A 22,966-nucleotide genomic window follows, 5' to 3' on the forward strand; every position below is an offset into this window, starting at 1 on the left:
GCGATCGGCGAATGATCCATCCCAGACGGTCCGCCAGAGGGGGCAAAGCCCCGGCGGAACCGGCCGACGGATCACAGAAAAGATAGAGGAGACAAAATGATGAACACGTTCCTGCCCGCTTCCCGCCGCAGTTTCGGCAAGCTGCTGGTCGCCACCTGTGTGGCCGCCGCCTTCGGCGCCGCGCCGGCGCTGGCCCAGACCCCGTCCGAACTGGCCGCCGCGGCCGCCAAGGAAGGCAAGCTGGTGATCTACGGGGTGACCGACAACGAGCAGGCCAACCACCTGATCCGCGAGTTCCGCGCCCAGTACCCCGCCGTCCAGGTGGAGTACAGCAACATGAGCACCACCGAGCTGTACAACCGCTTCATCTCGGAGAGCGCCGCCGGCGCCTCGGCTGACGTGACCTGGTCGTCGGCGATGGACCTGCAGGTCAAGCTGGTCAATGATGGCTACGCCCAGCCCCACAAGTCCGCCGAGACGGCCAAGCTGCCCGACTGGGCCAACTGGAAGAACGAGGCCTTCGGCACCACCTACGAGCCGGTCGGCTTCGTCTACAACAAGCGCCTGGTGCCGGCGGCCGATGTGCCCCAGAGCCACGCCGACTTCGTGCGCCTGCTGAGCGCCCAGGCCGACAAGTACAAGGGCAAGGTCACCACCTATGACCCGGAGAAGTCCGGTGTCGGTTTCATGCTGGTGACCCAGGACAAGCAGGTGAACGGCGCCGGCTTCAACGACCTGCTGAAGGCCTTCGGCGGCGTCGCGGTGCGCGTGCAGGGCGCCACCGGCACGATGATGGAGCGCATCGCCTCCGGCGAGAACCTGATCGGCTACAACCTCAACGCGGCCTACGCGCTGACCCGCGCCCGCAAGGACCCGTCGCTGGGCATCGTGCTGCCCAAGGATTACACGCTGGTGCTGTCGCGGGTGATGTTCATCGCCAAGGGCGCGCGCCATCCCAACGCGGCCAAGCTGTGGGTGGACTTCGTGCTGTCGAAGAAGGGCCAGGAGATCATCGCCAACAAGGCCGATCTCTACGCGATCCGCGGCGACGTGGAAGGCGAGACCACCGCCAGCGGCCTCAAGAAGCAGCTCGGCGACGCGCTGCGCCCGGTGCCCATCGGTACCGGCCTCCTGACCTACCTCGATCAGGCCAAGCGCCTCGACTTCATCAAGCAGTGGAACGGCGCCGTCAAGGCGAAGTAAGCGGGCCTCCCGGTTCCGCCGCCGGCCCGGCCTAGTACCGGGGCCGGCGTCCCGATCCACGCCAACCCATCGGTGACTCCCATGTTTCAGACATTGCCCAGGCGGGCAGTGGTGGCTGCGCTCGCCCTGTCCGTCTTCTTTCCCCTCGGCCTGGTGTTCTACCAGAGCGTGCTGTCGGGGCCGTTCTTCATGCCGGCGGCCCGCCTCAGCCTGGAGGCCTTCGCCTTCATCTTCGACGATCCGGACTTCTGGTCGGCGACCAAGAACACCCTGATCATCGCAGTCGGCATGAGCGTCATCGCCATCCCGCTGGGGGCCATCCTGGCCTTCATCATGGTGCGCACCGACCTGCCGGGCCGGCGTTGGCTGGAGACGCCGATCCTCATCCCGATCTTCGTATCGCCGGTGGTGCTCGGCTTCGGCTACGTGGTGTCGCTGGGCCCGGTGGGCTTCTTCTCGGTGTGGTTCGAGCAGATTTTCGGCAGCGTGCCGTGGAACATCTACTCGATGACCTCCATCGTGCTGATCGCCGGCCTGACCCACGTGCCCCATGTGTACCTGTATTCCTCGTCGGCGCTGCGCAATCTCGGCTCGGACGTGGAGGAGGCGGCGCGCCTGAGCGGCGCCAGCCCGTTCCGGGTGGCCCGCGACGTGTCCATCCCGATGGTCTCGCCGGCGCTGCTCTACGTGGGCGTGCTGGTCTTCTTCCTGGGCTTCGAGATCTTCGGCCTGCCGCTGATCCTCGGCGATCCGGAAGGCCACCTGGTGCTGACCACCTACCTCTACAAGCTCACCAACAAGCTCGGCACGCCGTCCTATCACCTGATGGCGGCGGTGGCGACCTGCATCATCGCGGTGACCTTCCCGCTGGTGCTGCTGCAGCGGGTGCTGCTCAAGTCGGCCCAGCGCTTCGTCGCCGTGAAGGGCAAGTCGGCACGCCAGCGGCGCCTGGCCCTGGGCGGCTGGAAGTGGGTGGCGCTGGCGTTGATCAGCGCCTGGCTGGTGCTGACCATCGTCGTGCCGGTGGCCGGCGTGGCGCTGCGCTCGGTGGTGAGCAGCTGGGGCGCCGGCATCAACCTGCTCGAAGTGCTGACCCTGGACCACTTCCGGGCGGTGTTCGAGGAGGACACGATGATCCGCTCCATCCTCAACTCAGTGCTCATCGGCACCCTCGGCGGCGCGGTGGCGGTGGTCGGCTACCTGCTGATCGGCCTGGCCACGCACCGCAAGCCGGACGGCCTGTCGCGCTTCGTCGATTACGTGGTGCTCACGCCGCGGGCCATTCCGGGCCTGATGGCCGGCCTGGCGGTGTTCTGGGTGTTCCTCTTCGTGCCCTTCCTGGCGCCGCTGCGCTCGACGCTGTTCAGCGTGTGGTTCGCCTACGCAGTGGTCTGGCTGGCCTACGGCATGCGCCTGATCCAGAGCGCGCTGATGCAGGTCGCCCCCGAACTGGAAGAGGCCGGCCGGCTGGTCGGCGCGTCCCGGGCGCGGGTATCCCGCGACATCACGGTGCCGTTGATCCGCAACGGCCTGCTCGGCTCCTGGCTGCTGATCTTCATGATCTTCGAGCGGGAGTATTCGACCGGCGTCTATCTGCTGTCGCCCGGCACCGAGGTGATCGGTGCGCAAATCGTGTCCCTGTGGGCCTCCGGCGCGGTCGACGTGGTCGCCGCCCTGTCCCTGATCAACATGCTGCTGGTGGGCTGCGGCCTGGCGCTGGCGCTGCGTTTCGGAGTGAAACTTCATGACTGACAAGACCATCCTGACCGTCGACGACCTCGCCCTGTCCTACGGCAGCAACCCGATCCTGAAGGGCGTCTCGATGCAGCTGCGGCGCGGCGAAGTGGTGTCCCTGCTGGGGCCCTCGGGCAGCGGCAAGACGACCCTGCTGCGGGCCGTCGCCGGCCTCGAACAGCCGCATGAAGGGCGCGTCAAGATCGCCGGGCGGACCATCTACGACGGCGCGGCGGGCATCGACGTGCCGGCCGAGAAGCGCGACCTCGGGCTGGTTTTCCAGTCCTATGCCCTGTGGCCGCACAAGACGGTCTTCGACAACGTGGCCTACCCGCTCAAGCTGCGCAAGGTCGGCGCGGCGGAGATCGCCGAGCGGGTGCAGGCGGCGCTGAAGAACCTGGGCCTCGCGCACCTGGCCGAGCGCTATCCGCACCAGCTGTCGGGCGGCCAGCAGCAGCGCGTGTCGATCGCCCGGGCGCTGGTCTACAACCCGCCGGTCATCCTGCTCGACGAGCCCTTGTCCAACCTGGACGCCAAGATGCGCGAGGAGGCCCGCGCCTGGCTGCGCAACCTGATTGTCGAAATGCAGCTGTCGGCGCTGGTGGTGACCCACGACCAGTCCGAGGCGATGGCCATGTCCGACCGCATCCTGCTCCTCAACGGCGGGGTCATCGAACAGCAGGGCACGCCGCAGGAGATGTACAGCCAGCCGAAGACCCTGTTCGTGGCCGACTTCATGGGCAGCAACAACATCCTCAAGGGGCGCGTCGCCGAGATCCGCGGCGGCGAGGCCTGCGTCGAGCTCGGCGAAGGATTGCGCCTGTGGGGCCAGCGCCGCAACGATGCGGCGGTCGGCCAGGAGGTGTCGGTGGTGGTGCGCGTCGAGCAGGTGCGCCTGGCCGAAGGGCCGGCCGAGCACCGGGTCGGTATCGACCTGGCGACGTCCATGTTCCTCGGCGACCGCTTCGAGTACGTCTTCCACGCCGGCAGCGCGCTGCTGCGCGCCTGGGGCAGCCGGCAGGAAGCCAGCGGGCGCCGCTGGCTGGAGTTTCCGCCGGACGCCGTGTGGGTCTTCTGACGCCGCCAATACGCTGAATCGTCCCTGTTTCCGGTGCCAGTGGTCCCGTGGCACCGGGCTTTCCACCCCGTCATGCTTCCCCCGCGGGAGGTGGCGGGGTTTCTTTTTTCGTGGAGTGGGCAGGGCAGCGTCGCTACCGCCCGCTCCCTTGCGCGGATTGCCCAGCATGTCTTCCGACTTCCGTTTTACCCGGCTGTGGGGCCGGATCCTGCCGGCCCTCGGGTTGGCCGCCTGCGCCGGTGCGCTGGCACAGGCGCTGCATGTGCCGTTGCCGTGGATGATCGGCCCGCTGTTCAGCGTGGCGCTGGCGCGCATCGCCGGCTGGATGATCGAGGGGCCGCCCGGCGGCCGTCAGGCCGGTCAGTGGGCCATCGGCACGGCGCTTGGGCTGTACTTCACGCCGCTGGTCCTCGCCCATCTCGCCGAGAACCTGTTGCTGATCGGCCTGATGGCCGGCAGCGCGGTGGGGATCGGGATGGTCAGCGCGTGGTTGATCCACCGCTGGGCCGGCGTCAGCCCAGCCACTGCCTTCTTCGCCGGGCTGCCGGGCGGTGCGTCCGAGATGGTGGTGCTGGCCGAGCGCCAGGGCGGCGCGCCCGACAGGGTAGCCGCCGCCCACGCCCTGCGCGTGATGATTGTGGTGTCGGTGGTGCCCTTCATCCTTTACCACTGGGGCGGGCAGGGGCACGACAGCTACGTGCCGGCCCTGCTGACGGTGGACTGGGGGCGCTTCCCCCTGCTGGTGGCGGTCTCGCTGCTGGGCGTCGGAGTCTTCCGCGGCCTGCGTATCGCCAATGCCTGGGTGCTCGGGCCGCTGGCCTGCATCGCGGCGCTGACCGCCGCGCAGGTGCCGCTGTCGGCGTTGCCGGGTTGGCTGGTGGGCTGCGGCCAGCTGCTGCTCGGCGTGGCCCTGGGCGGGCGCTTCTCCCCGGAGTTTTTCCGTGCCGCGCCGCGTTTCCTGGCGGTGTCGGCCGCGAGCACGTTGCTGGCATTGCTGCTGTCGGGCCTTTTTGTGCTGCTCCTGGCCGCCTGCGGTGCAGTGTCCCTGTCGTCGCTGCTGCTCGCCGCTTCGCCCGGCGGCATGGCCGAGATGTGCGTCACCGCGAAGGTGCTGCACCTGGGCGTGCCGCTGATCACCGCCACCCACGTGCTGCGCGTGGTGCTGATCACCGTCTGCGCGCCGAAGGTGTGCGGATTCTTCCTGCGCTTCGCCTCGCTTCCAAGGTAGGCCCGCGGGACATTCATCGAAAGCGGATCGAAAGCTGATTTCGATGAAATCCGCTCTGTCCGTAGCGGCCCCTGGCCGGGACGGGCGACCCACACATAAAACAAGGAAGGTAGAGATGAGACACACTCCCGCGTCCCTGGCCGTGACGGCCAGCCTGATGGCGCTTGCCGCTGCCGCCACCCCCGCGATGGCCGATGTCACCGACGAGCTGCGTGCCGAGCTGGCCGCCCAGCGCAGCCGCCTGGAGGAGCTGGAAAAGAAGCTGGCCGCAGCCAGTGCGGCCCAGGTCGAGACCGCCAAGGCGGTGGCCAAGGTCGAGCAGAGCGCCGCGCAGGCGCCGGCCTCGAAGGGGTTGTCGATGCCGTCCGGGCTGACGATCTACGGCATCGCCGATGCCGGCGTGGAATACGGGGATTACGGCCAGGGGCACAAGGTTCGCGTGCAGAGCGGCCTGGGCTCGGCCAGCCGGCTGGGCTTCAAGGGCGAGCGCAACTTCGGTGAGGATCTGCAGGCCTATTTCCAGCTCGAAGCGGGCATTTCCTTCGACAACGGGCAGAACACCGGCCACTCCAGCAACATCAGCAACCCGGGCCAGGGCGCGGCGTCCTCGTCTGCGCCCAACACCACCGGCGTGGCGATCTTCTCGCGCAACACCTTCGTCGGCCTGCGCGGGCGCTACGGCGACATCCGCTTCGGCCGCGACTACGCGCCGATCTACTCGATCACCAGCACCTCCGATCCGTTCACCATCGGCGGGGCGACGGCGTTCCGCCTGTGGTCCAGCGCGGCGGCGAGCCGCTTCGACAACGGCGTGTTCTACGCGTCGCCGGTGTTCGGCGGCTTCCAGGCCAATGTGGCCTATTCGGCAGGGATGGAGAACAACAGCCGCAGCAATGTCGGCGTGACCGGCTCCGCCACCAGCACCGGCCCGAAGGACGAGGGCAAGGGTGGCAGCGCGACGCTCACCTACAAGAACGGCGACCTGTTCGTCGGCGCCGGCTACCTGAACTTCCTGCGCCAGGGCACGGTGACCGCGCCGGCCACGGAGGATGTGCGCCGCACCACGCGCAACCTGGCCGCCACCTACGATTTCAAGGTGGCCAAGGTCTATGCCCAGTACCTGATCGGCGAGGACAAGCAGGACGGCGTCGGCAAGAAGCTCGACCGCCGCGTGTGGTGGCTGGGGGCCTCGGTGCCTTTCCGCGACGTGCATACCTTCCGCGCGGTGTATAGCCACCTGGACGACCGCATGAGCACCGACCGGGATTCGGACCACTACGGCCTGGGCTACGAGTACGCCCTCGACAAGCAGACCGACCTGTACGTGTATTACGCCCAGGTCAGCAACAAGAACGGCGGCAAGAACTCCCTGTGCGCAGGTGGCACCTGTCAGGGCTTCGACGGGGATACCAACCTGCCGGCCAACTTCACGCCGAAGTCGTTGATGCTGGGCGGTCGCTACCGCTTCTGAGCGCTGTTGCGTGGCGACGGCGCGGGCCGCCGCCACGTTTGGGCTCAGCCCTGCTGGAGCAGGCTGGCGGCGACGGCTTCGGCAACCCGGATGCCGTCCACGCCGGCCGACAGGATGCCGCCCGCGTAGCCGGCGCCTTCGCCGGCCGGATAGAGGCCTTTGGTGTTGAGGCTCTGGTAGCTCTCGTCGCGGGTGATGCGCAGCGGCGACGAGGTGCGCGTCTCGACGCCGGTGAGCACCGCGTCGTACATGTTGAAGCCGCGGATCTGCCGGTCGAAGGCCGGGATCGCCTCGCGCATCGCAGTGATTGCGTAGCCGGGCAGCGCGCTGGCCAGGTCGCCGAGCAGCACGCCGGGCTTGTAGGACGGCTCCACGCCGCCCAGCGCGGTGGATGCCTTGCCGCGCAGGAAGTCGCCGACCAACTGGGCCGGGGCTTCGTAGGTGCCGCCGCCGAGCACGAAGGCGTGGCTCTCCAGCTTGCGCTGGAACTCGATGCCGGCCAGCGGGCCGCCGGGGTAGTCCTTCGGGTCGATGCTCACCACGATGCCGGCGTTGGCATTGCGCTCGTTGCGCGAATACTGGCTCATGCCGTTGGTGACGACGCGGTTCGGCTCCGACGTGGCGGCCACCACGGTGCCGCCCGGGCACATGCAGAAGCTGTACACCGCGCGGCCGTTGGAGGCGTGGTGCACCAGCTTGTAGTCGGCGGCGCCGAGCAGCGGGTGGCCGGCGTGGGGGCCGAGGCGGGCCTTGTCGATCAGCGACTGGGGGTGCTCGATGCGGAAGCCTACCGAGAAGGACTTGGCCTCCATGAAAACGCCCCGCTCGTGGAGCATCTCGAAGGTGTCGCGGGCGCTGTGGCCGAGGGCCAGCACTACGTGGTCGCTGCGCAGTTCGTCGCCGGTGGAGGTGCGCACGCCGCGCACCTGGCCGTCCTCGACGATCAGGTCGGTGACGCGCTGCTGGAAGCGGATCTCGCCGCCCAGTTCGCAGATCTCGGCGCGCATGGTCTCGACCATGCCGACCAGCCGGAAGGTGCCGATGTGGGGCTTGGAGACGTAGAGGATTTCCTCCGGCGCGCCGGCCTTGACGAACTCGGTGAGCACCTTGCGGCCGTAGTGCTTCGGGTCCTTGATCTGGCTGTACAGCTTGCCGTCCGAGAAGGTGCCGGCGCCGCCTTCGCCGAACTGCACGTTCGACTCGGGGTTGAGGGTGTTCTTGCGCCACAGGCCCCAGGTGTCCTGGGTGCGCTCGCGCACCGCCTTACCGCGTTCCAGCACGATCGGCTTGAAGCCCATCTGGGCCAGCAGCAGCGCCGCGAAGATGCCGCAGGGGCCGAAGCCGATGACGATCGGGCGGTGCGGGAAATCGGGCGGGGCCTTGCCGATGAAGTGGTATTCGGTGTCCGGCGCCGGCTTGACGTGGAGGTCGTCGGCGAACTTCTTGAGCAGCGCGGCCTCGTTCTTTACCTCAAGGTCGATGATGTAGATGAAGCACAGGCGCACGTTCTTGCGCGCGTCGTAGCTGCGCTTGAAGACCTTGAAGCTGACGAGTTGGTCGGCGGAAATGCCCAGGCGCTGGATGATGGCGGCGGGCAGGGCCTCTTCCGGATGGTCGAGGGGCAGGCGGAGTTCGGAGAGTCGCAGCATGGCGGTCATGGCGGGGTAGTTGGTCCCGCAGATGGCTTTCGGGCCGCGATTTTACCGCTTGGCGGTGGTGTTGCTGCAAGCCTGTGCGAGCAGCGCCCGGGACTGGACCATGCAGGCGTGGCGGGCGTCGTGGTCGAGGGCGGCCAGCCAGGGCTCGGGCAGGCTGCCGGGGCCGTACAACGCGCCGGCCAGCATGCCGGCGATGGCGCCAGTGGTGTCGGCGTCGCCGCCGCGGTTGACCACGTCGATCAGGCAGGTCTCGAAGCTGTCGGTATCGAGCAGTGCCTGGAAGACCGCGCGCAGGGTGTCCTTGATGAAGCCGGACGGGTTCTCCTCGCGCTTGCCGGCCGGGTTGAAGAGCGGAAAGGCGGTGAGCAGCGGGGCCAGGCGCTGGCGGATCAGTTCGTCCCGGCTGGCACCTCGCAGCGCGTCCTGGACCATCAGCACGATGGCTTCGGTGCCGGCGTCGGAGAGGGAATTGTTGTGGGTCAGGTGGGCCTGCATGCGGCAGGCGGAGCGCACCGCCTCCTCGGGCTGGCCGAGGGTGGCGAGGGCGATCGGAAGCACGCGCATGCAGGCGCCGTTGCCGGCGTCATGCTCGCTGGGCGGAGCGGCCAGGCGGCCGGTACGGCGGAATTCGATGATGCCGCGCCGTACGGTGTTGCCGATGTCGACCGGCTTGGCGCGCATCCATGCGTCGAAGGCCTCGCCGATTGTTCGGGCGTCGATGCCGCCGGCAGCCAGGATCGCGTCACCGAGGGCCAGCGCCATCGTGGTGTCGTCGGTGACCGCGCCGGATTTGAGCTTGAGCCAGCCGCCGCCGCGGATCGTGCGGTGGCAGCCGTGCTGGGCCTGGATCTCCCGCGGCGTCATGAACTCTACGGTGGCGCCCAGCGCGTCGCCCAGGGCGAGGCCCAGGTAAGCAGCCTCGGCCCGGGCGGCAAAGTCAGTGGCCGGTGGCTCCAGCACGGCGTGCAGGTCGGGCGTGGAGTGCTGCATCACCGGCCGCTGGCGGTCAGGCGCTGGGATATTCGATGGTGACGTCCTCGTCGCGGACGATCATCTGGCAGGCCAGGCGCCACGGGGTCGGGAAGTCGTCCACGTCCATCTTGGCTTCTTCCTCGGCGGACAGCTTGCCGAGTTCCTTGAGGGTCTTGCGCTCGCTGTTGGTCAGCGGGCCGGCATGCTCGGCACCGCCCTTGGTGATGTTGGTGACCTTGCACAGGCAGGTGCCGCATTCGCCGTTCTGGCAGCCGAAGTCGATCGGAACGTGGTTTTCCTTGGCCAGTTCGAGGACGGTCTTCTTGTGGCTGCCAGCCACTGCGTAGACGGTCTTGTCCTTGTGCATCGGGCTGGTGAAAGTGATGAGTGCCATGGTTTTCCTCCTACTTGAGTGATGCGGCCGGAGCCGGTATGGCGGAGGCCGCGGGTTCCACAACGATTCTCTCTGTCGCTGGTGGGGATGCTCCTTGGGTGCCTCAGCCCGGGCGGACGACGACCTCGCCCTGCAGCACCTGGGCCTGGCAGGCCAGGCGGTTCTGGCGGCCGGCCATCTGTTCCTGTAGCACCTTGGTCTCGAGCAAGGAGGGATTGGCCAGGTTCTCCATGCCCTTGACGATCTTCATCATGCAGGTGCCGCATTCGCCTTCGCGGCAGCCATAGGTAATGCCGGCGCCGACCTTTTCGGAAACCTCGATGAGGCGGGTGCCGGCGGGCACGGTGACGGCGACGCCGATGTCTTCAAACAGTACTTGTGCCTTGGGCATGGGAATGTCCTCCGGGAAATAGGCGGTTTCGGAATCGATGGGGGTCAGGCGAGTTCGGCGATGTCCACGACGCGGAAGCCGGCCTGGCCGGTGAGCTGGAGGGCCAGGTTGCGGCCGAAGGCGTGGCAGTCGGCGAGTTCCTCGCCGGTGGGGATGAGCTTGAGCTTGATGCCCGGGCAGGGCACCCGCAGCTTGAGCCCGCGCAGTCGGTCTTCGAGCATGCCGACGGCCTCGCCGCTCCAGCCGTAGGAGCCGAAGGCGGCGCCGAGCTTGCCCTTGAGGGGCACCTGGGTGAGGCAGGACAGCAGGTCCCAGACCGGCTTGACGGCGTCGCCGTTGATCGTCGGCGAGCCGATGGCGAGGCCGTCGGCTTCCTCGATGAGGTCCACGAAAGGCGTGACTTCCCCGCCCTGCAGGTCGTAGACGGACACCCGCACGCCGTCCACGGTTTCGGCTCCGTCCTTGATGGCCTGGGCCATCACCGCGGTGTTGCCGTAGGCAGAGATGTAGAAGATCACCAGCGTCTTGTCGTGCTGGCTGGCCTCGTTGGCGAGCTGGCTTTCGGCGAGCTGGCGGTAGCGCTTCACGTAGCCGCGCGGGGCGTCCCGGTGGATCGGGCCGTGGGCCGGGCAGATGAGGTTCAGCTCCAGGTCTTCGACGAGGGGCAGCGCAGCCAGCACGTGCTCGCGGAAGGGCCGCATGATGTGCTGGTAGTAGTACTCGAAGGAGAAGCGGAAGTCGCCGACGTGGTCGTTGAACAGGCGAGGGTCGCAGAAGTGGCAGCCGAAGATGTCGCCGGAGAACAGGATGCCGTCTTCGACCAGGTAAGTGCACTGGGTGTCGGGCCAGTGCAGGAAGGGCGTGTGCAGGAAGCGCAGGCTGCGGTCGCCGAGGGATACCGTGTCGCCCTGGGTGACGGTGGTGAAGTCCAGCGATTCGCCGTCGTACTTGAGCAGCCCCTTCAGCATCAGCGGCGCTCGGTGTGAGATGTGCAGCCGCGCCTGGGGGGCCCGCCGCAGCAGTTCGGGCAGTGCGCCGGTGTGGTCGGGCTCCAGGTGGTTGAGGACGATGGTGGTGATCTCGTCGTAACGGGCTACCTGTTCGAGCCGGGAGAAGAACTCGTCGGCGAATTCGGCCTTCACCGTGTCGATGACCGCCACGCCCTCGCTGCCGCGCACGCAGTAGCTGTTGTAGGTGGTGCCGTTGGCGGTCTTTAGGATGATGTCGAAGCTGCGCAGGGTCGGGTCGAGGGCGCCGATCCAGTGCACGTCCCGCGCCACCGGGACGGCATCGAAATCGCCGCCGGGCCGGCGCAGGCGAACCGGGGCCGAGATCATCCGGGGCCTCCGCTGCCGCAGGGCGGCGTGTCGGGCTTGTGGCTGCAGCCTTCGCCGGGCGGCGTGCCGAGGAGGCCGTCGGGCGAGCGGCCCAGGCCGGCGGCGATGGCGGCCGGGTCGAAGCCGAGCAGGTGGGTGTCGCCGATGCGGATCAGCGGGCGGCGGATCAGCAGCGGCTCGGCCAGCAGCGCGGCGAGGGCTTCGTCACGGGACAAGGCCTCGGGGTCGATCTCGCCCGACTTGACCCTGGGGGCGGCCCGGTTGAACCAGGCCGGCGACGGGTGCGGAGCGAGAAAGGCGAGCAGGCTGTCGGCGGTCCACGGGTGAGTGAGCAGGCTGCGGGGGGCGACCTCGCACCCCGCAGCCCGCAGACTGGCCACCTGCTTCGTGTTCGTCGAACAGCCGGGCTTTTCGAAGAACTCGATGGTCGTCATGGCGGGCTCCCGTCAGCTGCTGCTTACCTTGGCGGCAGTGCCTTCCAGCGCACCGGCGGCTTCCATCAACAGTTGCAGCGGGATGCCGGTCAGGGATCCCGGCGGGTTGAGGGCATCACCCAGCTCATCGACGATGGCGCCTTCGATGGGGCAGATCGCCGCGCATTGGGCGTCCGCGAAGTCGCCGGCGCATTCGGTGCACTTGTCGGGATCGATCTCGAAGTGCGGGGAAGCGGAGTAGATCGCCTTGTTGGGGCAAAGGGGCTCACAGGCCCAGCAGTTCACGCACAGGTCGTTGATTTCGAGTGCCATCGCAGCGCTCCTTGTTATGGGCTTGGGTGGGGCTCCCAGGGCGCCGCTATGGCGGACGGCGCTCCGGGAGCGGTCTGCATGCCTGGGTCAGGGCTGGAGACTCAGGCGGCAGACTGGGCAGGGGCTTCGACGGGGGCGACCAGCTTGCCGGCGGCGGCCATCTCGGCATACACGGCCATCACCGCGTCCTCGATGCCTTCCATGGCGTGCTCGCCGTTCGGCGCGATGCCGGCTTCTTCCAGCAGGCCCCAGGGCTCGTAGCCGATCTTCGAGCACAGCACCACTTCGCAGCCTTCCAGCGTCTTGACGGTCTGCTGCAGCGTGGTGTCCGCGTCGCCGCAGGTGTCGCCGCCGCTGCAGTAGAGGTCGGTCTTGCGGTGGCCGAGGAAGCGCACGCCCTTCTCGGAGGCCTCGTAGACCAGGAACTCCTTGGCATGCCCGAAGTGCTGGTTGATCAGCCCGCCGCCGCTGGTGGCCACGGCCATCTTGACCGGCCGCAGTGCTTCCTTGGTGGCGAGGCCGCTCATGTCGAGGGCGACCAGCTTCGGTGCCGGTGCGGCAGCCTTGGTGTTGCGCTTCTCTTCCAGTTCGGCGGCGATGCGGTCGCGGACCTCGGCACGACGGGCCGCAGCACCTTCCAGGTCGAGCTCGTACTCGGCGATCTTGTCGAGCGTGAACTCCGCACCCCGGTCCTCGCCGAGCAGGCCGACGGCGTCGGCACGGCACTGGCGGCAGTGGCGCATCATGTTCATGTCGCCGGCACAGGCGTCCTGCAGGGCCTGCAGTTCGTCCTGGGTGGGGCCGCGCTGGCCGGTCAGGCCGTAGAAGGTGCCGTGCTCGGCCTCGGCGATCAGCGGCATGACGTTGTGCAGGAAGGCGCCTTTGGACTTCACGACGCGGCTGACTTCCTTCAGGTGCTCGTCATTGACGCCGGGGATCATCACCGAGTTCACCTTGACCAGAATGCCCTTGGCGATGCACGCCTCGAGGCCCTTCTGCTGCTGCTCGATGAGGATCGCGGCGCCTTCGCGGCCCTTGATGCGCTTGTTGTTCCAGAAAATCCACGGGTAGATCTTTGCGCCCACGTCGGGATCGACGCAGTTGATGGTGATCGTCACGTGGTCGATGTTGTGTTTGGCGATCTCGTCCACCGACTGCGGCAGCATCAGACCATTGGTCGATACGCACAGCTTGATGTCCGGAGCGTGTTCGCTGAGCATCTGGAAGGTCGCGAAGGTACGCTCGGGGTTGGCCAAGGGGTCTCCCGGCCCCGCGATGCCCAGAACGCTCATCTGCGGGATCTCCGAGGCAACGACCAGGGTCTTCTTGGCGGCCTGGTCGGGCGTGAGGAGTTCCGACACCACGCCGGGACGGGACTCGTTGGCGCAGTCGTACTTGCGGTTGCAGTAGTGGCACTGGATGTTGCAGGCCGGGGCGACGGCCACATGCATCCGCGCGAAGTGGTGGTGGGCGTCTTCCGAATAACAGGGGTGGTTGAACACCTTCTGCAGGATTTCGTCCGGGATCTGATTGAGCTGGTCCGCGGTCGAGCCGCAGGAATGCGAACTACACCCGCCGCCGCCGGATTCGGCGGTATTGCTGATCACTGGCAGTTCCATGGTTGGTCCCCACTCGGTTCGTTTGTGGGTGTGGAATTGCAAGCCGCGTACCAGTTCGGGGTGTCTGCTTAAGTCTTTGAAATTTAATGGATGTTGTGTTCTTGAGGGGCCTGCCTGTAGTGAATGTCACAGGGCGGGCTGCCCGCAGCGTGAGGAATGCGACAGCTACGTACGAAACCGCGGCCGGGAGGCCGCGGATTTTCGCGATCGGGGACGATCCGGCATCACGCGCGGATCGGCACCAGCGCGGGTTCCGGCATCAGTTTGCGGTTGATGGCGGCGAGCTTCTCGATCTGGCGGCCGACGTTGTACTGCACGCGCTCGGTGATGCGGTCGATGACGCGGCGCATGTCGTCGCCGAGCTCTTCGATCACGAGGGAGCGGTTCTTCATCTGGATGACGATGCGGCACAGCTTGTCGGCGCCACCGCTACGGGGCCTGTTGATGTCCGACAGGCGCACGCTGACGGACTGGACAACGTGGCCGAAGCGGCCAAGGGCGCCCTGGATGCGCCGTGCGGCATGGGTACGCAGGGTCTTGGCAGCAGGCAGGCCCTTGGCCTTGATCTGGACTTCCATTCGTATCTCCTTTGCGTTTTGGAAGGTCCACTGTATGGGTATCAATGAATCAGGTAAAGGCGTATTAATCGAAGCTTTGTTTCGATATATTCGAATCTTTACAAAAGCTGTGGCGGGCCGTGAATCTCAAGCATTTGTTCTATTTCTGGAAGACCGCGCGCAGTGGTGGCGTGGTCAAGGCCGGCGAGGCGCTGCACGTCACGCCGCAGACCATCAGCGGTCAGATCCGCCTGCTGGAAGACAGCCTGGACACCCAATTGTTCACCCGCGACGGGCGGAGCCTCGAGCTGACGCCGGCCGGGCGGATGGCGATGGAGTACGCCGACGAGATGTTCTCGCTGAGCGCCGAACTGGAGCAGGCCTTGCGCCACTATCCGAAGGGGCGCCCGGTGGAGTTCCGGGTCGGCGTGTCGGACGCGGTGCCGAAATCGATCGCCTATCGCCTGCTGCGGCCGGCGGTGGATCCGGGCGATCCGGTGCGCATCATCTGCCGGGAATGGCGGCTGGATCGCCTGCTGACGGAGCTGGCGGTGCACAGGCTCGATCTGGTGATTTCCGATTCGCCGATTCCGCCCAGCGTCGATGTGCGGGCCTATAACCATCGCCTGGGTGAGTCGGGCCTGAGCTTCATCGCCGCCCGTTCGCTGCTCGGCGAGCAGCTTCCCGCGTTTCCGGCCTGCATGGGGAGTTTGCCGACGCTGCTGCCCGGCGAGGATTCGGCGATCCGCCGCAAGTTCGAGGACTGGCTGGATCGCAAGCGGCTCAGGCCGCGCATCGTCGGCGAGTTCGACGATACGGCGCTGATGACGGCTTTCGGCCGCGCCGGCGTTGGGGCCTTCGTGGTGCCGACGGCGATCGAACAGGAGATCCTCGGTACCGGCGGCGATCTGCTGGTGCTGGGGCGGGCGGAGGAGGTGCGGATCGAGTACTACGCGATCTCGGTCGAGCGGCGCCTGACCCATCCTTGCGTGCTGGCCATCTCGGATGCGGCCAAGGCCGGGCTGGAGGCGATGGGCAGCGGCGGTGTCGTGACCCAGGCCGAGCCGGGCTGAAAAAAAACCCTGCTCGGGCCGGAAGGCCGCAGGCAGGGCGAGGGTAGTGGCCGGTTGGTACTACTGGTACTGAAAGACGAATCAGCCGTTCTGCTGGATGCCGGCAAGCAGCCAGCCGCCGTTGCCGCTGCGCGGCTTGGTGAGGTGCCACAGTTCGTCGATGCCTTCCGGCGCGGCGTTCGGATCCTCGCGCAGCAGGCCGGTGAAGCGCACCGTGACGATGTAGCGCTCGCCTTCCTCGGCGACGTCGATGACTTCGGCGTTGAGGGAGACCACATCGGTCTTCTGCGCCGTGGTCGGCTCGGACATCCAGTCCATCTTGATCTCGGCGAACATTTCCGGCGTGGTGTATTCCCGCACGTCGTCCAGGTTGCGCGCATCGTTGGCGGCCTGCAGGCGGATGAAGTTCACCTTGGCGTGGCGCACAAAGCCTTCTGCGTCGAAATCGGCCGGGATGTTACGGGCCGGCGTTGCGGCGACAGGCGCAGCGGCTGCCGTGCTGCCGCCACCGAAAGCGGGCGTCGCGCTGCTGCTGTTGCCGTAGGACTGCGGCGCGCCGGAATACTGCATCGGGCTGGCACCCGCGCCGGCCAGCGCGGGCTGCTGGGAGGCCGCGCGGCGGCGCATGAAGAAGCCGATCAGCGCGATGGCGGCAATGGCGACCAGAGCCATCGTCATCATCGAGGCAAGCTCTTCACCGAAGCCGAAGTGGGAGGCCAGGGCGGCCAGGCCGATACCTGCGGCCAGACCGGCCAGCGGGCCCATCCACGAACGCTTGGGCGTGGCGGCGGCTGCCGCAGCGCCGGCGGCCGGCTGGGTGTGGGGAGCAGCGGCTGCACCCAGCGCCTGGGCCGGGGTTGCCGGCGTGGCGTTGGGGGACTTGGGCTGGCTGAGTTCCTGACGCTGCATGCCCGAGGACTTGCCGCCACCAAAGCGCTTGGCGGCGTCTGCATCACCGGTTACGAGGGTCAGGCCCAGCGCCAGGGCGGCGCCCATCAGGGCAAAGGATTTCATGCGTGTCTCCTGTGATTGGGGTAGCGACCAATCAAGGATAGCGGCTGTCGGTGTTAAATAAAATCAGAATTGCCTGTAGTTATTATTCGGAAAAAATTGAATGAAGCATGGTTTGATGTGGGCTTAAATGAAAATGGTTATCGTTTACATTTATTCTCGCCCCATCTAAGATGGATTCTGGTTCCCCGTTGCAGGAGTCAGGAAATGCGATCGATGTTGTTCAACGTCTGCTTGCTGGCGCTGCTGTTGTCGGGGGTCTTGGCGGCAGGGCCGGTGTGATCTTCGGCGCTGTGCCGCCCTCGTTTTCTTCCAAGGAATCTCTGTCGATGTCTCGTTATACCGGTCCCCGTTTGAAGGTCATGCGCGCCCTCGGGTGCGAGTTGCCCGGCCTGTCCAGAAAGTCCGTCGGCGAGCGGGACTATCCGCCCGGGCAGCACGGTGCGCGTCCGCGGCGCAAGTCGGATTACGGTCTCAAACTGATCGAGAAGCAGAAGCTGCGCATGAACTACGGGCTGACCGAAGCCCAGCTGCAGCGGCTCTTCCGGGAGGCCAAGCGCGCCAAGGCGCCTACCGGCAACAAGCTGCTCGAACTGCTGGAGCGCCGTCTGGACAACTTCGTGTTCCGCGCTGGCTTTGCGCCGACGCTGGTTGCGGCCCGCCAGCTGGTGCGCCACAAGCATGTGCTGCTCAACGGCCAGCCGGTGAATATCCCATCGATCCGGATCAAGCCGGGTGACGCCATCGTTCTCACCGACAAGGCGCGGCGCATGCCGATGGTGCTGGAGTGCGTCGAGCAGCCGGCCCTGACCCACCCGGAGTGGCTGAGCAGCGACGGCAAGGCTTTTCAGGCCATCGCGACCCGTCTGCCGGAGGCCAGCGAGGTGCCTTTCCCGGTGGCGGTCCAGCACGTGGTCGAATACTACGCGGTGCGGATATGAGTATCCCTTGCTACTGCCGGGGCGGCGAGGAGGAGGACGGCCTGCCCGGTTACGAGACGTCCCCCGACCTGGCGCTGGTGGCCTTGCTCACCTTGATGAGCAGTTTCCCAGCCCGTCGCAGCGCGGCGGTGGCCCAGTCGATCGTCACGCACCTGCGGGTGGTCAGTGCGGACGAACGCCTGGATGGCATCCTCAGGGGATGCGCCGCGCAACTGGTGGGGAACTGGGAGGCGCTGACGGTGCTCAGCCAGCCCGGACCCGAGCCGCTGGTGCCGTCGGCCCGGGTCATCAACTGAGCTTGCGTTGGTGGTCAGATCTGCCTGACCGTGATGTTGAGGGTCTGGATGCGGTAGGCGATCTGCCGCGGGGTCATGCCGAGCAGGCGCGCGGCTTTGGCCTGGACCCAGCCGGCCTGCTCCAGTGCGGCGATGACACGCTCCCGCTCGTCCATGTTCTCGTCGCCCAGATCCACATTGCTGATGGGGGCGGCGGCGCTGGCTATGCGCGGACGGGGCGGCTGCAGGCGTTCCTCGATACCGGACAGCAGGACGAGGTCGCGGTCGATGTGCGAGCCTTCGCACATGACTGCGGCCCGCTCCAGACAATTTTCCAGTTCGCGTACGTTGCCCGGCCACATGTGCTGGGTCAGCAGACGTAGCGCGCTGTCGGTGATGCCCAGCTCGCGGCCTTGCAGCTTGGCGATCTTGGTAACCAGGAAATTGGCGATCTCCGGAATGTCCTCGATGCGGTCGCGCAGTGGCGGCACGTAGATCGGCATGACGTTGAGGCGGTAGTACAAGTCTTCGCGGAACTTGCCTTCCTCGACAGCCATTTCCAGGTCGCGGTGGGTGGCAGCGATGACGCGGACGTCCACCTTCAGCGTGCGGCTGCCGCCGACGCGCTCGAGTTCGCCTTCCTGCAGGATGCGCAGCAGCTTGGCCTGGAAGGCGGCGGAGACTTCGCCGATTTCGTCGAGGAAGAGGGTGCCGCCGTCGGCTTGCTCGAAGCGTCCCTTGCGTTGGGACACCGCGCCGGTGAAGGCGCCTTTCTCGTGGCCGAAGAGTTCGGATTCGAGCAGGTTTTCCGGCAGCGCCGCGCAGTTGAGCTTGACGAAGGGGCTGGCCGAGCGTGGCGAGTTGTAGTGGATGGCGCTGGCGATGAGTTCCTTGCCGGTGCCGGTCTCGCCGCGGATCAGCACCGTGGTGTTCCACTTGGCAACCTGCCGGAGCTGGTCGAAGACCCGCTTCATCGGCTCGGAGCGCCCGACGATAGACGAGAAGCCGTATTGGCCGCGTACTGCCCGGCGCAGGTCGTCGCGCTCGTCCACCAGGTCGCGCTTTTCCTTGGCGACCTGGCGGGCCAGGCGCACGCTCTGGCCTATCAGATTGGCGACCATTTCCTGGAAGTGGGCGCGTTCGTCGAGCAGTCCGTCGTCGGAGGTTTCGGGCTGGCTGGCCAGGACGCCGACCAGTTCGGAGCCGATGCGGATCGGTACGGCGATGAAGGGTTTGTCCGGCGCGTAGGCGCCGAGGCGGTCGAGGAAGCGCCGTTCGCGGGCGACTTCGTCGAGGATCACGCTGCGGCCGCGTTCCAGCACCAGGCCGAGGATGCCTTCGCCGCGGGAATAGCGGATGTGGCCGGCGGCCTCCACGTCGAGGCCGTGGGCTGCGCTGATGAAGAGTTCGTTACCGGTTTCGTCGCTGAGGAGGGCGACGAGGCCCAGGCGCAGGCCGCAGCCTTCGCCGATGACCTGGAGCACTTCCTTGAGGGTGTCCTGCAAGTCGAGGGAGCGGGACAGGATCTGGCTGACGCTGAACAGCGTATCCAGCTCCGCTTCAAGGAGGGCGCCGGGGGCCTGGATCAGATTTTCGCTCACGGGCGTCGGGTCCATTCAATGGCGTGCGTTGGCTCAGCTTCCCGATGGGGGGAAACCGACGATGAAACGGCATCCGCCGGTGTAGTCCGGGTCGATGTCAATGGTGCCTTCGTGACGTGTGACCACGTCCTGGGCGATGGCCAGGCCCATTCCGACGGAATGGGAAAGCGGGCGTTTGGTGGTGAAGAAGGGCTCGTAGACCTTGTGGCGCAGTTCCTGGGAGATGCCGGGGCCGGTGTCTTCGATGATGACGACGACCCGTCCGTCCTTTTCTTCGGTGCGGACCTTGAGTTCGCGGACATTGCGGCCACGCTCGTTCATCGCCTCGATGGCGTTCTCGACTATCTCCTTGAACATGCTGCGCAGCATGTTGGCGCGGCCGTGGAAGTGGCTGAGCCGCGAGGTGGGCTGCCACGCGACGGTGATGCCGGCGGCGAGCAGTCGCTCGGTCAGCAGCATTAGCACGTCGCGCAGGATGTCGTTGAGATTGACCGGTGCGGTGGCTTCCTGCGGGGCTTCCGGCATCGATGCCTCAAAGGTGCCCAGCGCGGCTTCTCCGGCGGTGAGCGCTTCCTTGAGGGCGTTCTTCAGCATCGCCGTGTCGATCTGGGTGCCGCGGCGGTCGAGCATGTTGGCGGCGGCGCGGATCATGTTCAGCGGGCCGCGCAATTGGTAGACGGCGCCGGACAGGGTCTCGCGCAGGCTCTGCACCAGTTCGGCCTCGGCCATCGTGGCGCGGATCGCCCCGATGCGTTCCATCTCGCGCTGGCGCTTGGCTGCGGTGATGTCCTTGATGAGGAGCATCAGGTAGGCGCGAGCCTGGGGATCGAAGAAGGAGTCGGCCTTGGCATCCTGTTGCTCGAACCAGGAGCCGGAGCAGGAGAACCAGCGCGCGGCCTTGCCCGAGGTCGGGTGCACGCAGATTTCCTCGTCGACGAAGTTGCGGCCGCCGAGCTTGGGTGGTTCGAAGGCCAGGCCGATCGTATTGCGCAGCTCCGCGAGGACTTGCTTCGCCGGGTCGGTCACGCCGAGGTCGTCGGTCAGCTGCTTGTATTCGTGGTTGTCCAGCACGACCCGCTGCTGGTCGTCGAGCAGCGCGATGGCGATCGGTGCCACGTCGATGACGGACTCGATCAGCGCCTTCTGATTCTGGACCTTCTGCTTGAGGGCGTGCAGTGCGGTGACGTCCCGGTGCATGCCGAGGCAGTAGGCGGTTTCCCCCTTGGAGTCCAGGATCGGGGTGATGGTCAGTTCCGCGATGTAACGGGAGCCATCCTTGCGCCGATTGACGAGGGTTCCGTTCCAGGTCTTCTTCTCGTGCAGTGACTTCCACAGCGTTTCGTAAACGGAGCGTGGAGTGGTCTTGTAGGACAGGATCGATTCGTTGAGGCCCAGCACCTCGCTGGGCGCGTAGCCGGTGACGCCCTCGAAGGCCGGATTGGCATACAGGATGCGCGCTTGGGGATCGGTGATCGAGATGGCGATCGGGGCTTGTTCGACCGCCTCCAGGAACAGCCAGATGCGGCTCGGGAACGCTTGGGCTGCAGCGATTTCGCCGACCAAGTCGTCATTGCTCGACGCATTCTCGAGGGCCTTGGCGAGGGCCGCCCTGAGTGCTTCTACACGCACGGCTGTCGGCGGCTGGCCGCTTGCATCCCCATCCGAACGGGGGCGGCCGTTGGTGACCTCTGACATCGCGAAACCTCGACTCTGAACAGCGCCCGATGAGGGGCGGATTTGACTGTAGCCCCTAGCGCTGGGACCAATGGTGGGTGATGAGCCTGTTAAGCAAGGAGCGGGCCTTGTTTGCCGTGCTCACCCTGTCCGATCTCGTGCAGGTTTTGTTTCTTTTTGTGATTCAAGGGTCTGGGGGCGCCGTGAAGGGCTGGTGCGGTGCGTTGTCCGGTGTGTCGCCTGATCTCGCGCAGGGCTGTTGCCCCATGCTGGTGCGTTTCCCGCCGATGTCATTCCGTATCCAGCCCCTTGCCCTATTAGAGTGCGTAGGGGGCGTGCAGCCAGCGGCGGACGACGTCTTCGTCGCGGCGGGGCAGGTAGGCGAAGCCCGCATTGGCGTCTTCCATCACCACGCGTGCCACCCAATGGGGCACGGCCTTGGTTGTCAGCATGTGGAAGTACCAGGCAAAGGGATAGCCGGCTGCCCGGTCGAAGGACACCAGCGCGTCGTGGAGCGCCAGTTCCCGGGTGCCCTCCCGAGCACTGAAAACCGGCGGTTCGCCGTCGATGGCCGGCACCGGTTGGGCGCGGATGACGTTCTGCTGGAAGCGGTCGAGATGTTCGCGCACCGCAATGACCCATTGGTTGCTGAAGGCGGTGGCATGCCCGGCGCTGGATTCGCTCCAGTCGTCGCTGAAGCGGTGGATGGGCTGGGCGTCGGGGGTTTGCTGCCGAAGGCGGGCCAGCAGGTCGCCGATGTGGGTGAGGCGCCGGAAGGTGTAATAAGGAAGCCCGACCGGCTGTCCGTTGTGGTGGCCGAGATCCGGGTCGATGAGTTCGTCGATTGCGCTCGGCGCAGGCCTCTGCGCAAACAGCGTATGGGCCTGAGTCTCTTGCAGGTCTTCGATCTCCAGCTGCAGGAAATCGGTGGATTTGTCGCCGGTGGGCGCGACGAAGTAATGGGTGCGGCCCACGCGGCGCGTCGCGATAAGCTCCTTCCCTGCGTACTCGTCGCGGAGGGCCTCGAAATCCCCGTCGCAGGCCGCGAGCGTCATCTCCGCCCAGCTTTCCAGGTCGTCGGAGATGCGCGACCCGTTTGCGGCAAGGACGCCGCCGAGGCGATACCAGCCGCCGCGGCAGAGGGTTCGACGGAAATGGAGTTCCGGAATATGACGGGCCAGCTCCTTGGCCAGGATTCCGGGGCCGGCTGAGACCGGGACAAGGGTGCAGACTTCGACGACGGACGCTTCGAGTGCCTTGGTGCGCTCGGTCCAACTCGGGTTCGCGTTCATGGGCGTGCTCCTTCTATTTCTGGCTGTGGCTTGAGGGAATCTGAACAAGGCTCGCATTCGAAACCCCGGTCTGCAGGCCGCAAACCGGGGTGGGCGCGTGGAAGGAGCGCGCGCGAGGTGACAAATCCTTTAGGGCAGGGGCGTGCCGAGGCACTTGATTGCCCTGTGGCCGGCGATGCCGACAACAGAAGCTGGAGCGATGGCCCCGGCGCCCTGTCATGGCATGCGGCGGCGAACGTCTTCAATCGTCGTCGTCATCGTCCAGCTGGCGACGTGGCACGGTCTGGGGATCGCAGATGATCCCGCGGTAGATCTCCACGCGGTCGCCCGCTTTCAGGGGGGCTTCCAGTTTGACCAGCTTCCCGAATACTCCGACTTTCTGGCTGGAGAGGTCGATATGGGGGAACTGCTTGAGTATCCCAGAGGCTTCGATGGCTTCGCGGGCGGATGTGCCGTCCGGTACTTCTATGGTCAGCCAGACCTGCTGGGACGGTTCGGAATAAGCAACGCCGACTTGCATGGTTCGGAACTCCTGATGTGCTCGGGCCCTGGCTGGGCGGGGTATCTGCGGGATTTGGATTCCCCGCCGGCAGAGCTGTCCAGGGCTCGGCTATTTACTTGAAGCGCGCCGTGTCAATCGGATTCCACTGAGGTTTGGAAGGACTGCCACAACGTCGCTTGACCGTTCAGCGAACGCAACCGCACATCCTG

General features: G+C 66.5%; 22 protein-coding genes. 8 read left to right on the forward strand and 14 right to left on the reverse strand.

Going from position 1 to position 22,966, the window contains the following annotated elements; genetic code table 11:
* The first annotated feature begins 96 nt into the window (after positions 1-96).
* From AC3QL2_RS18105 to AC3QL2_RS18125, 5 genes are all read left to right on the forward strand, one after another.
* Positions 97-1,203, forward strand: coding sequence for an ABC transporter substrate-binding protein (locus AC3QL2_RS18105; RefSeq protein ID WP_493235545.1), 1,107 nt, complete (start codon positions 97-99; stop codon positions 1,201-1,203).
* Positions 1,204-1,284: 81 nt separating this feature from the next.
* Entirely contained in the window at positions 1,285-2,955 is a 1,671-nt protein-coding gene (locus tag AC3QL2_RS18110; protein WP_493235546.1) for an ABC transporter permease, read from the forward strand.
* Positions 2,948-4,015 carry an ABC transporter ATP-binding protein gene (locus AC3QL2_RS18115; RefSeq protein WP_493235548.1) on the forward strand — a complete coding sequence of 356 codons (1,068 nt, stop codon included), beginning with the start codon at positions 2,948-2,950 and terminating at the stop codon, positions 4,013-4,015. Before AC3QL2_RS18110 ends, AC3QL2_RS18115 begins: the two co-directional genes overlap by 8 nt.
* A 166-nt stretch (positions 4,016-4,181) precedes the next feature.
* Entirely contained in the window at positions 4,182-5,243 is a 1,062-nt protein-coding gene (locus tag AC3QL2_RS18120; protein ID WP_493235549.1) for an AbrB family transcriptional regulator, read from the forward strand.
* Between the two features lie 115 nt (positions 5,244-5,358).
* Positions 5,359-6,714 carry a porin gene (locus tag AC3QL2_RS18125; protein ID WP_493235550.1) on the forward strand — a complete coding sequence of 452 codons (1,356 nt, stop codon included), beginning with the start codon at positions 5,359-5,361 and terminating at the stop codon, positions 6,712-6,714.
* 44 nt (positions 6,715-6,758) lie between these two features.
* Here the strand turns inward: AC3QL2_RS18125 and AC3QL2_RS18130 are convergent, their stop codons facing one another.
* From AC3QL2_RS18130 to AC3QL2_RS18170, 9 genes are all read right to left on the reverse strand, one after another.
* Positions 6,759-8,363, reverse strand: a complete 1,605-nt coding sequence (locus AC3QL2_RS18130; RefSeq protein WP_493235576.1) for an NAD(P)/FAD-dependent oxidoreductase — start codon at positions 8,361-8,363, stop codon at positions 6,759-6,761.
* A 51-nt stretch (positions 8,364-8,414) separates the two neighbouring features.
* Positions 8,415-9,362, reverse strand: a complete 948-nt coding sequence (gene draG, locus AC3QL2_RS18135; RefSeq protein ID WP_493235551.1) for an ADP-ribosyl-[dinitrogen reductase] hydrolase — start codon at positions 9,360-9,362, stop codon at positions 8,415-8,417.
* Between the two features lie 16 nt (positions 9,363-9,378).
* Positions 9,379-9,738, reverse strand: a complete 360-nt coding sequence (locus AC3QL2_RS18140) for a 2Fe-2S iron-sulfur cluster-binding protein (protein WP_493235552.1) — start codon at positions 9,736-9,738, stop codon at positions 9,379-9,381.
* A 103-nt stretch (positions 9,739-9,841) separates the two neighbouring features.
* Positions 9,842-10,129: a 2Fe-2S iron-sulfur cluster-binding protein gene (locus tag AC3QL2_RS18145; protein WP_481115157.1), complete on the reverse strand. Its 288-nt coding sequence runs from the start codon at positions 10,127-10,129 to the stop codon at positions 9,842-9,844.
* Positions 10,130-10,173: 44 nt separating this feature from the next.
* On the reverse strand, positions 10,174-11,466 hold the full coding sequence (locus AC3QL2_RS18150; protein WP_493235553.1) for an FprA family A-type flavoprotein: 1,293 nt from the start codon (positions 11,464-11,466) through the stop codon (positions 10,174-10,176).
* Positions 11,463-11,900 (reverse strand): ArsC/Spx/MgsR family protein, encoded by a 438-nt coding sequence (locus AC3QL2_RS18155; RefSeq protein WP_493235555.1) that lies wholly within the window; start codon positions 11,898-11,900, stop codon positions 11,463-11,465. Before AC3QL2_RS18155 ends, AC3QL2_RS18150 begins: the two co-directional genes overlap by 4 nt.
* 12 nt (positions 11,901-11,912) lie before the next feature.
* On the reverse strand, positions 11,913-12,212 hold the full coding sequence (locus AC3QL2_RS18160) for a 4Fe-4S binding protein (protein WP_374484057.1): 300 nt from the start codon (positions 12,210-12,212) through the stop codon (positions 11,913-11,915).
* A gap of 101 nt (positions 12,213-12,313) precedes the next feature.
* A complete protein-coding gene (gene nifB / locus AC3QL2_RS18165) occupies positions 12,314-13,831 on the reverse strand; it encodes a nitrogenase cofactor biosynthesis protein NifB (protein ID WP_493235557.1) in 1,518 nt (505 codons plus the stop codon).
* A gap of 224 nt (positions 13,832-14,055) precedes the next feature.
* Entirely contained in the window at positions 14,056-14,409 is a 354-nt protein-coding gene (locus AC3QL2_RS18170; protein ID WP_493235559.1) for an HPF/RaiA family ribosome-associated protein, read from the reverse strand.
* Positions 14,410-14,528: 119 nt separating this feature from the next.
* Between AC3QL2_RS18170 and nhaR the strand changes: the two genes are divergently transcribed.
* Positions 14,529-15,461, forward strand: coding sequence for a transcriptional activator NhaR (gene nhaR, locus AC3QL2_RS18175; protein WP_493235560.1), 933 nt, complete (start codon positions 14,529-14,531; stop codon positions 15,459-15,461).
* An 81-nt stretch (positions 15,462-15,542) separates the two neighbouring features.
* On the opposite strand, the gene AC3QL2_RS18180 is transcribed toward nhaR, so the two are convergent.
* A complete protein-coding gene (locus AC3QL2_RS18180) occupies positions 15,543-16,475 on the reverse strand; it encodes a Tim44 domain-containing protein (RefSeq protein ID WP_493235562.1) in 933 nt (310 codons plus the stop codon).
* 326 nt (positions 16,476-16,801) lie between these two features.
* Here AC3QL2_RS18180 and rpsD point away from each other — a divergent pair, with 326 nt between their 5' ends.
* Complete coding sequence (rpsD, locus tag AC3QL2_RS18185) at positions 16,802-17,413, forward strand: 30S ribosomal protein S4 (protein WP_493235563.1); 612 nt, start codon at positions 16,802-16,804, stop codon at positions 17,411-17,413.
* Positions 17,410-17,709 (forward strand): hypothetical protein, encoded by a 300-nt coding sequence (locus tag AC3QL2_RS18190; protein WP_493235564.1) that lies wholly within the window; start codon positions 17,410-17,412, stop codon positions 17,707-17,709. Before rpsD ends, AC3QL2_RS18190 begins: the two co-directional genes overlap by 4 nt.
* Before the next feature lie 14 nt (positions 17,710-17,723).
* Here the strand turns inward: AC3QL2_RS18190 and nifA are convergent, their stop codons facing one another.
* From nifA to AC3QL2_RS18210, 4 genes are all read right to left on the reverse strand, one after another.
* On the reverse strand, positions 17,724-19,289 hold the full coding sequence (gene nifA / locus AC3QL2_RS18195) for a nif-specific transcriptional activator NifA (RefSeq protein WP_493235565.1): 1,566 nt from the start codon (positions 19,287-19,289) through the stop codon (positions 17,724-17,726).
* A 33-nt stretch (positions 19,290-19,322) separates the two neighbouring features.
* Entirely contained in the window at positions 19,323-20,984 is a 1,662-nt protein-coding gene (nifL, locus tag AC3QL2_RS18200) for a nitrogen fixation negative regulator NifL (protein WP_493235567.1), read from the reverse strand.
* Positions 20,985-21,280: 296 nt separating this feature from the next.
* A complete protein-coding gene (locus AC3QL2_RS18205; protein ID WP_493235568.1) occupies positions 21,281-22,255 on the reverse strand; it encodes a hypothetical protein in 975 nt (324 codons plus the stop codon).
* 241 nt (positions 22,256-22,496) lie between these two features.
* Entirely contained in the window at positions 22,497-22,775 is a 279-nt protein-coding gene (locus AC3QL2_RS18210) for an RnfH family protein (RefSeq protein WP_493235569.1), read from the reverse strand.
* Between the last annotated feature and the right edge of the window lie 191 nt (positions 22,776-22,966).

This window comes from Zoogloea sp. GW822-FHT05C07, assembly GCF_058800215.1.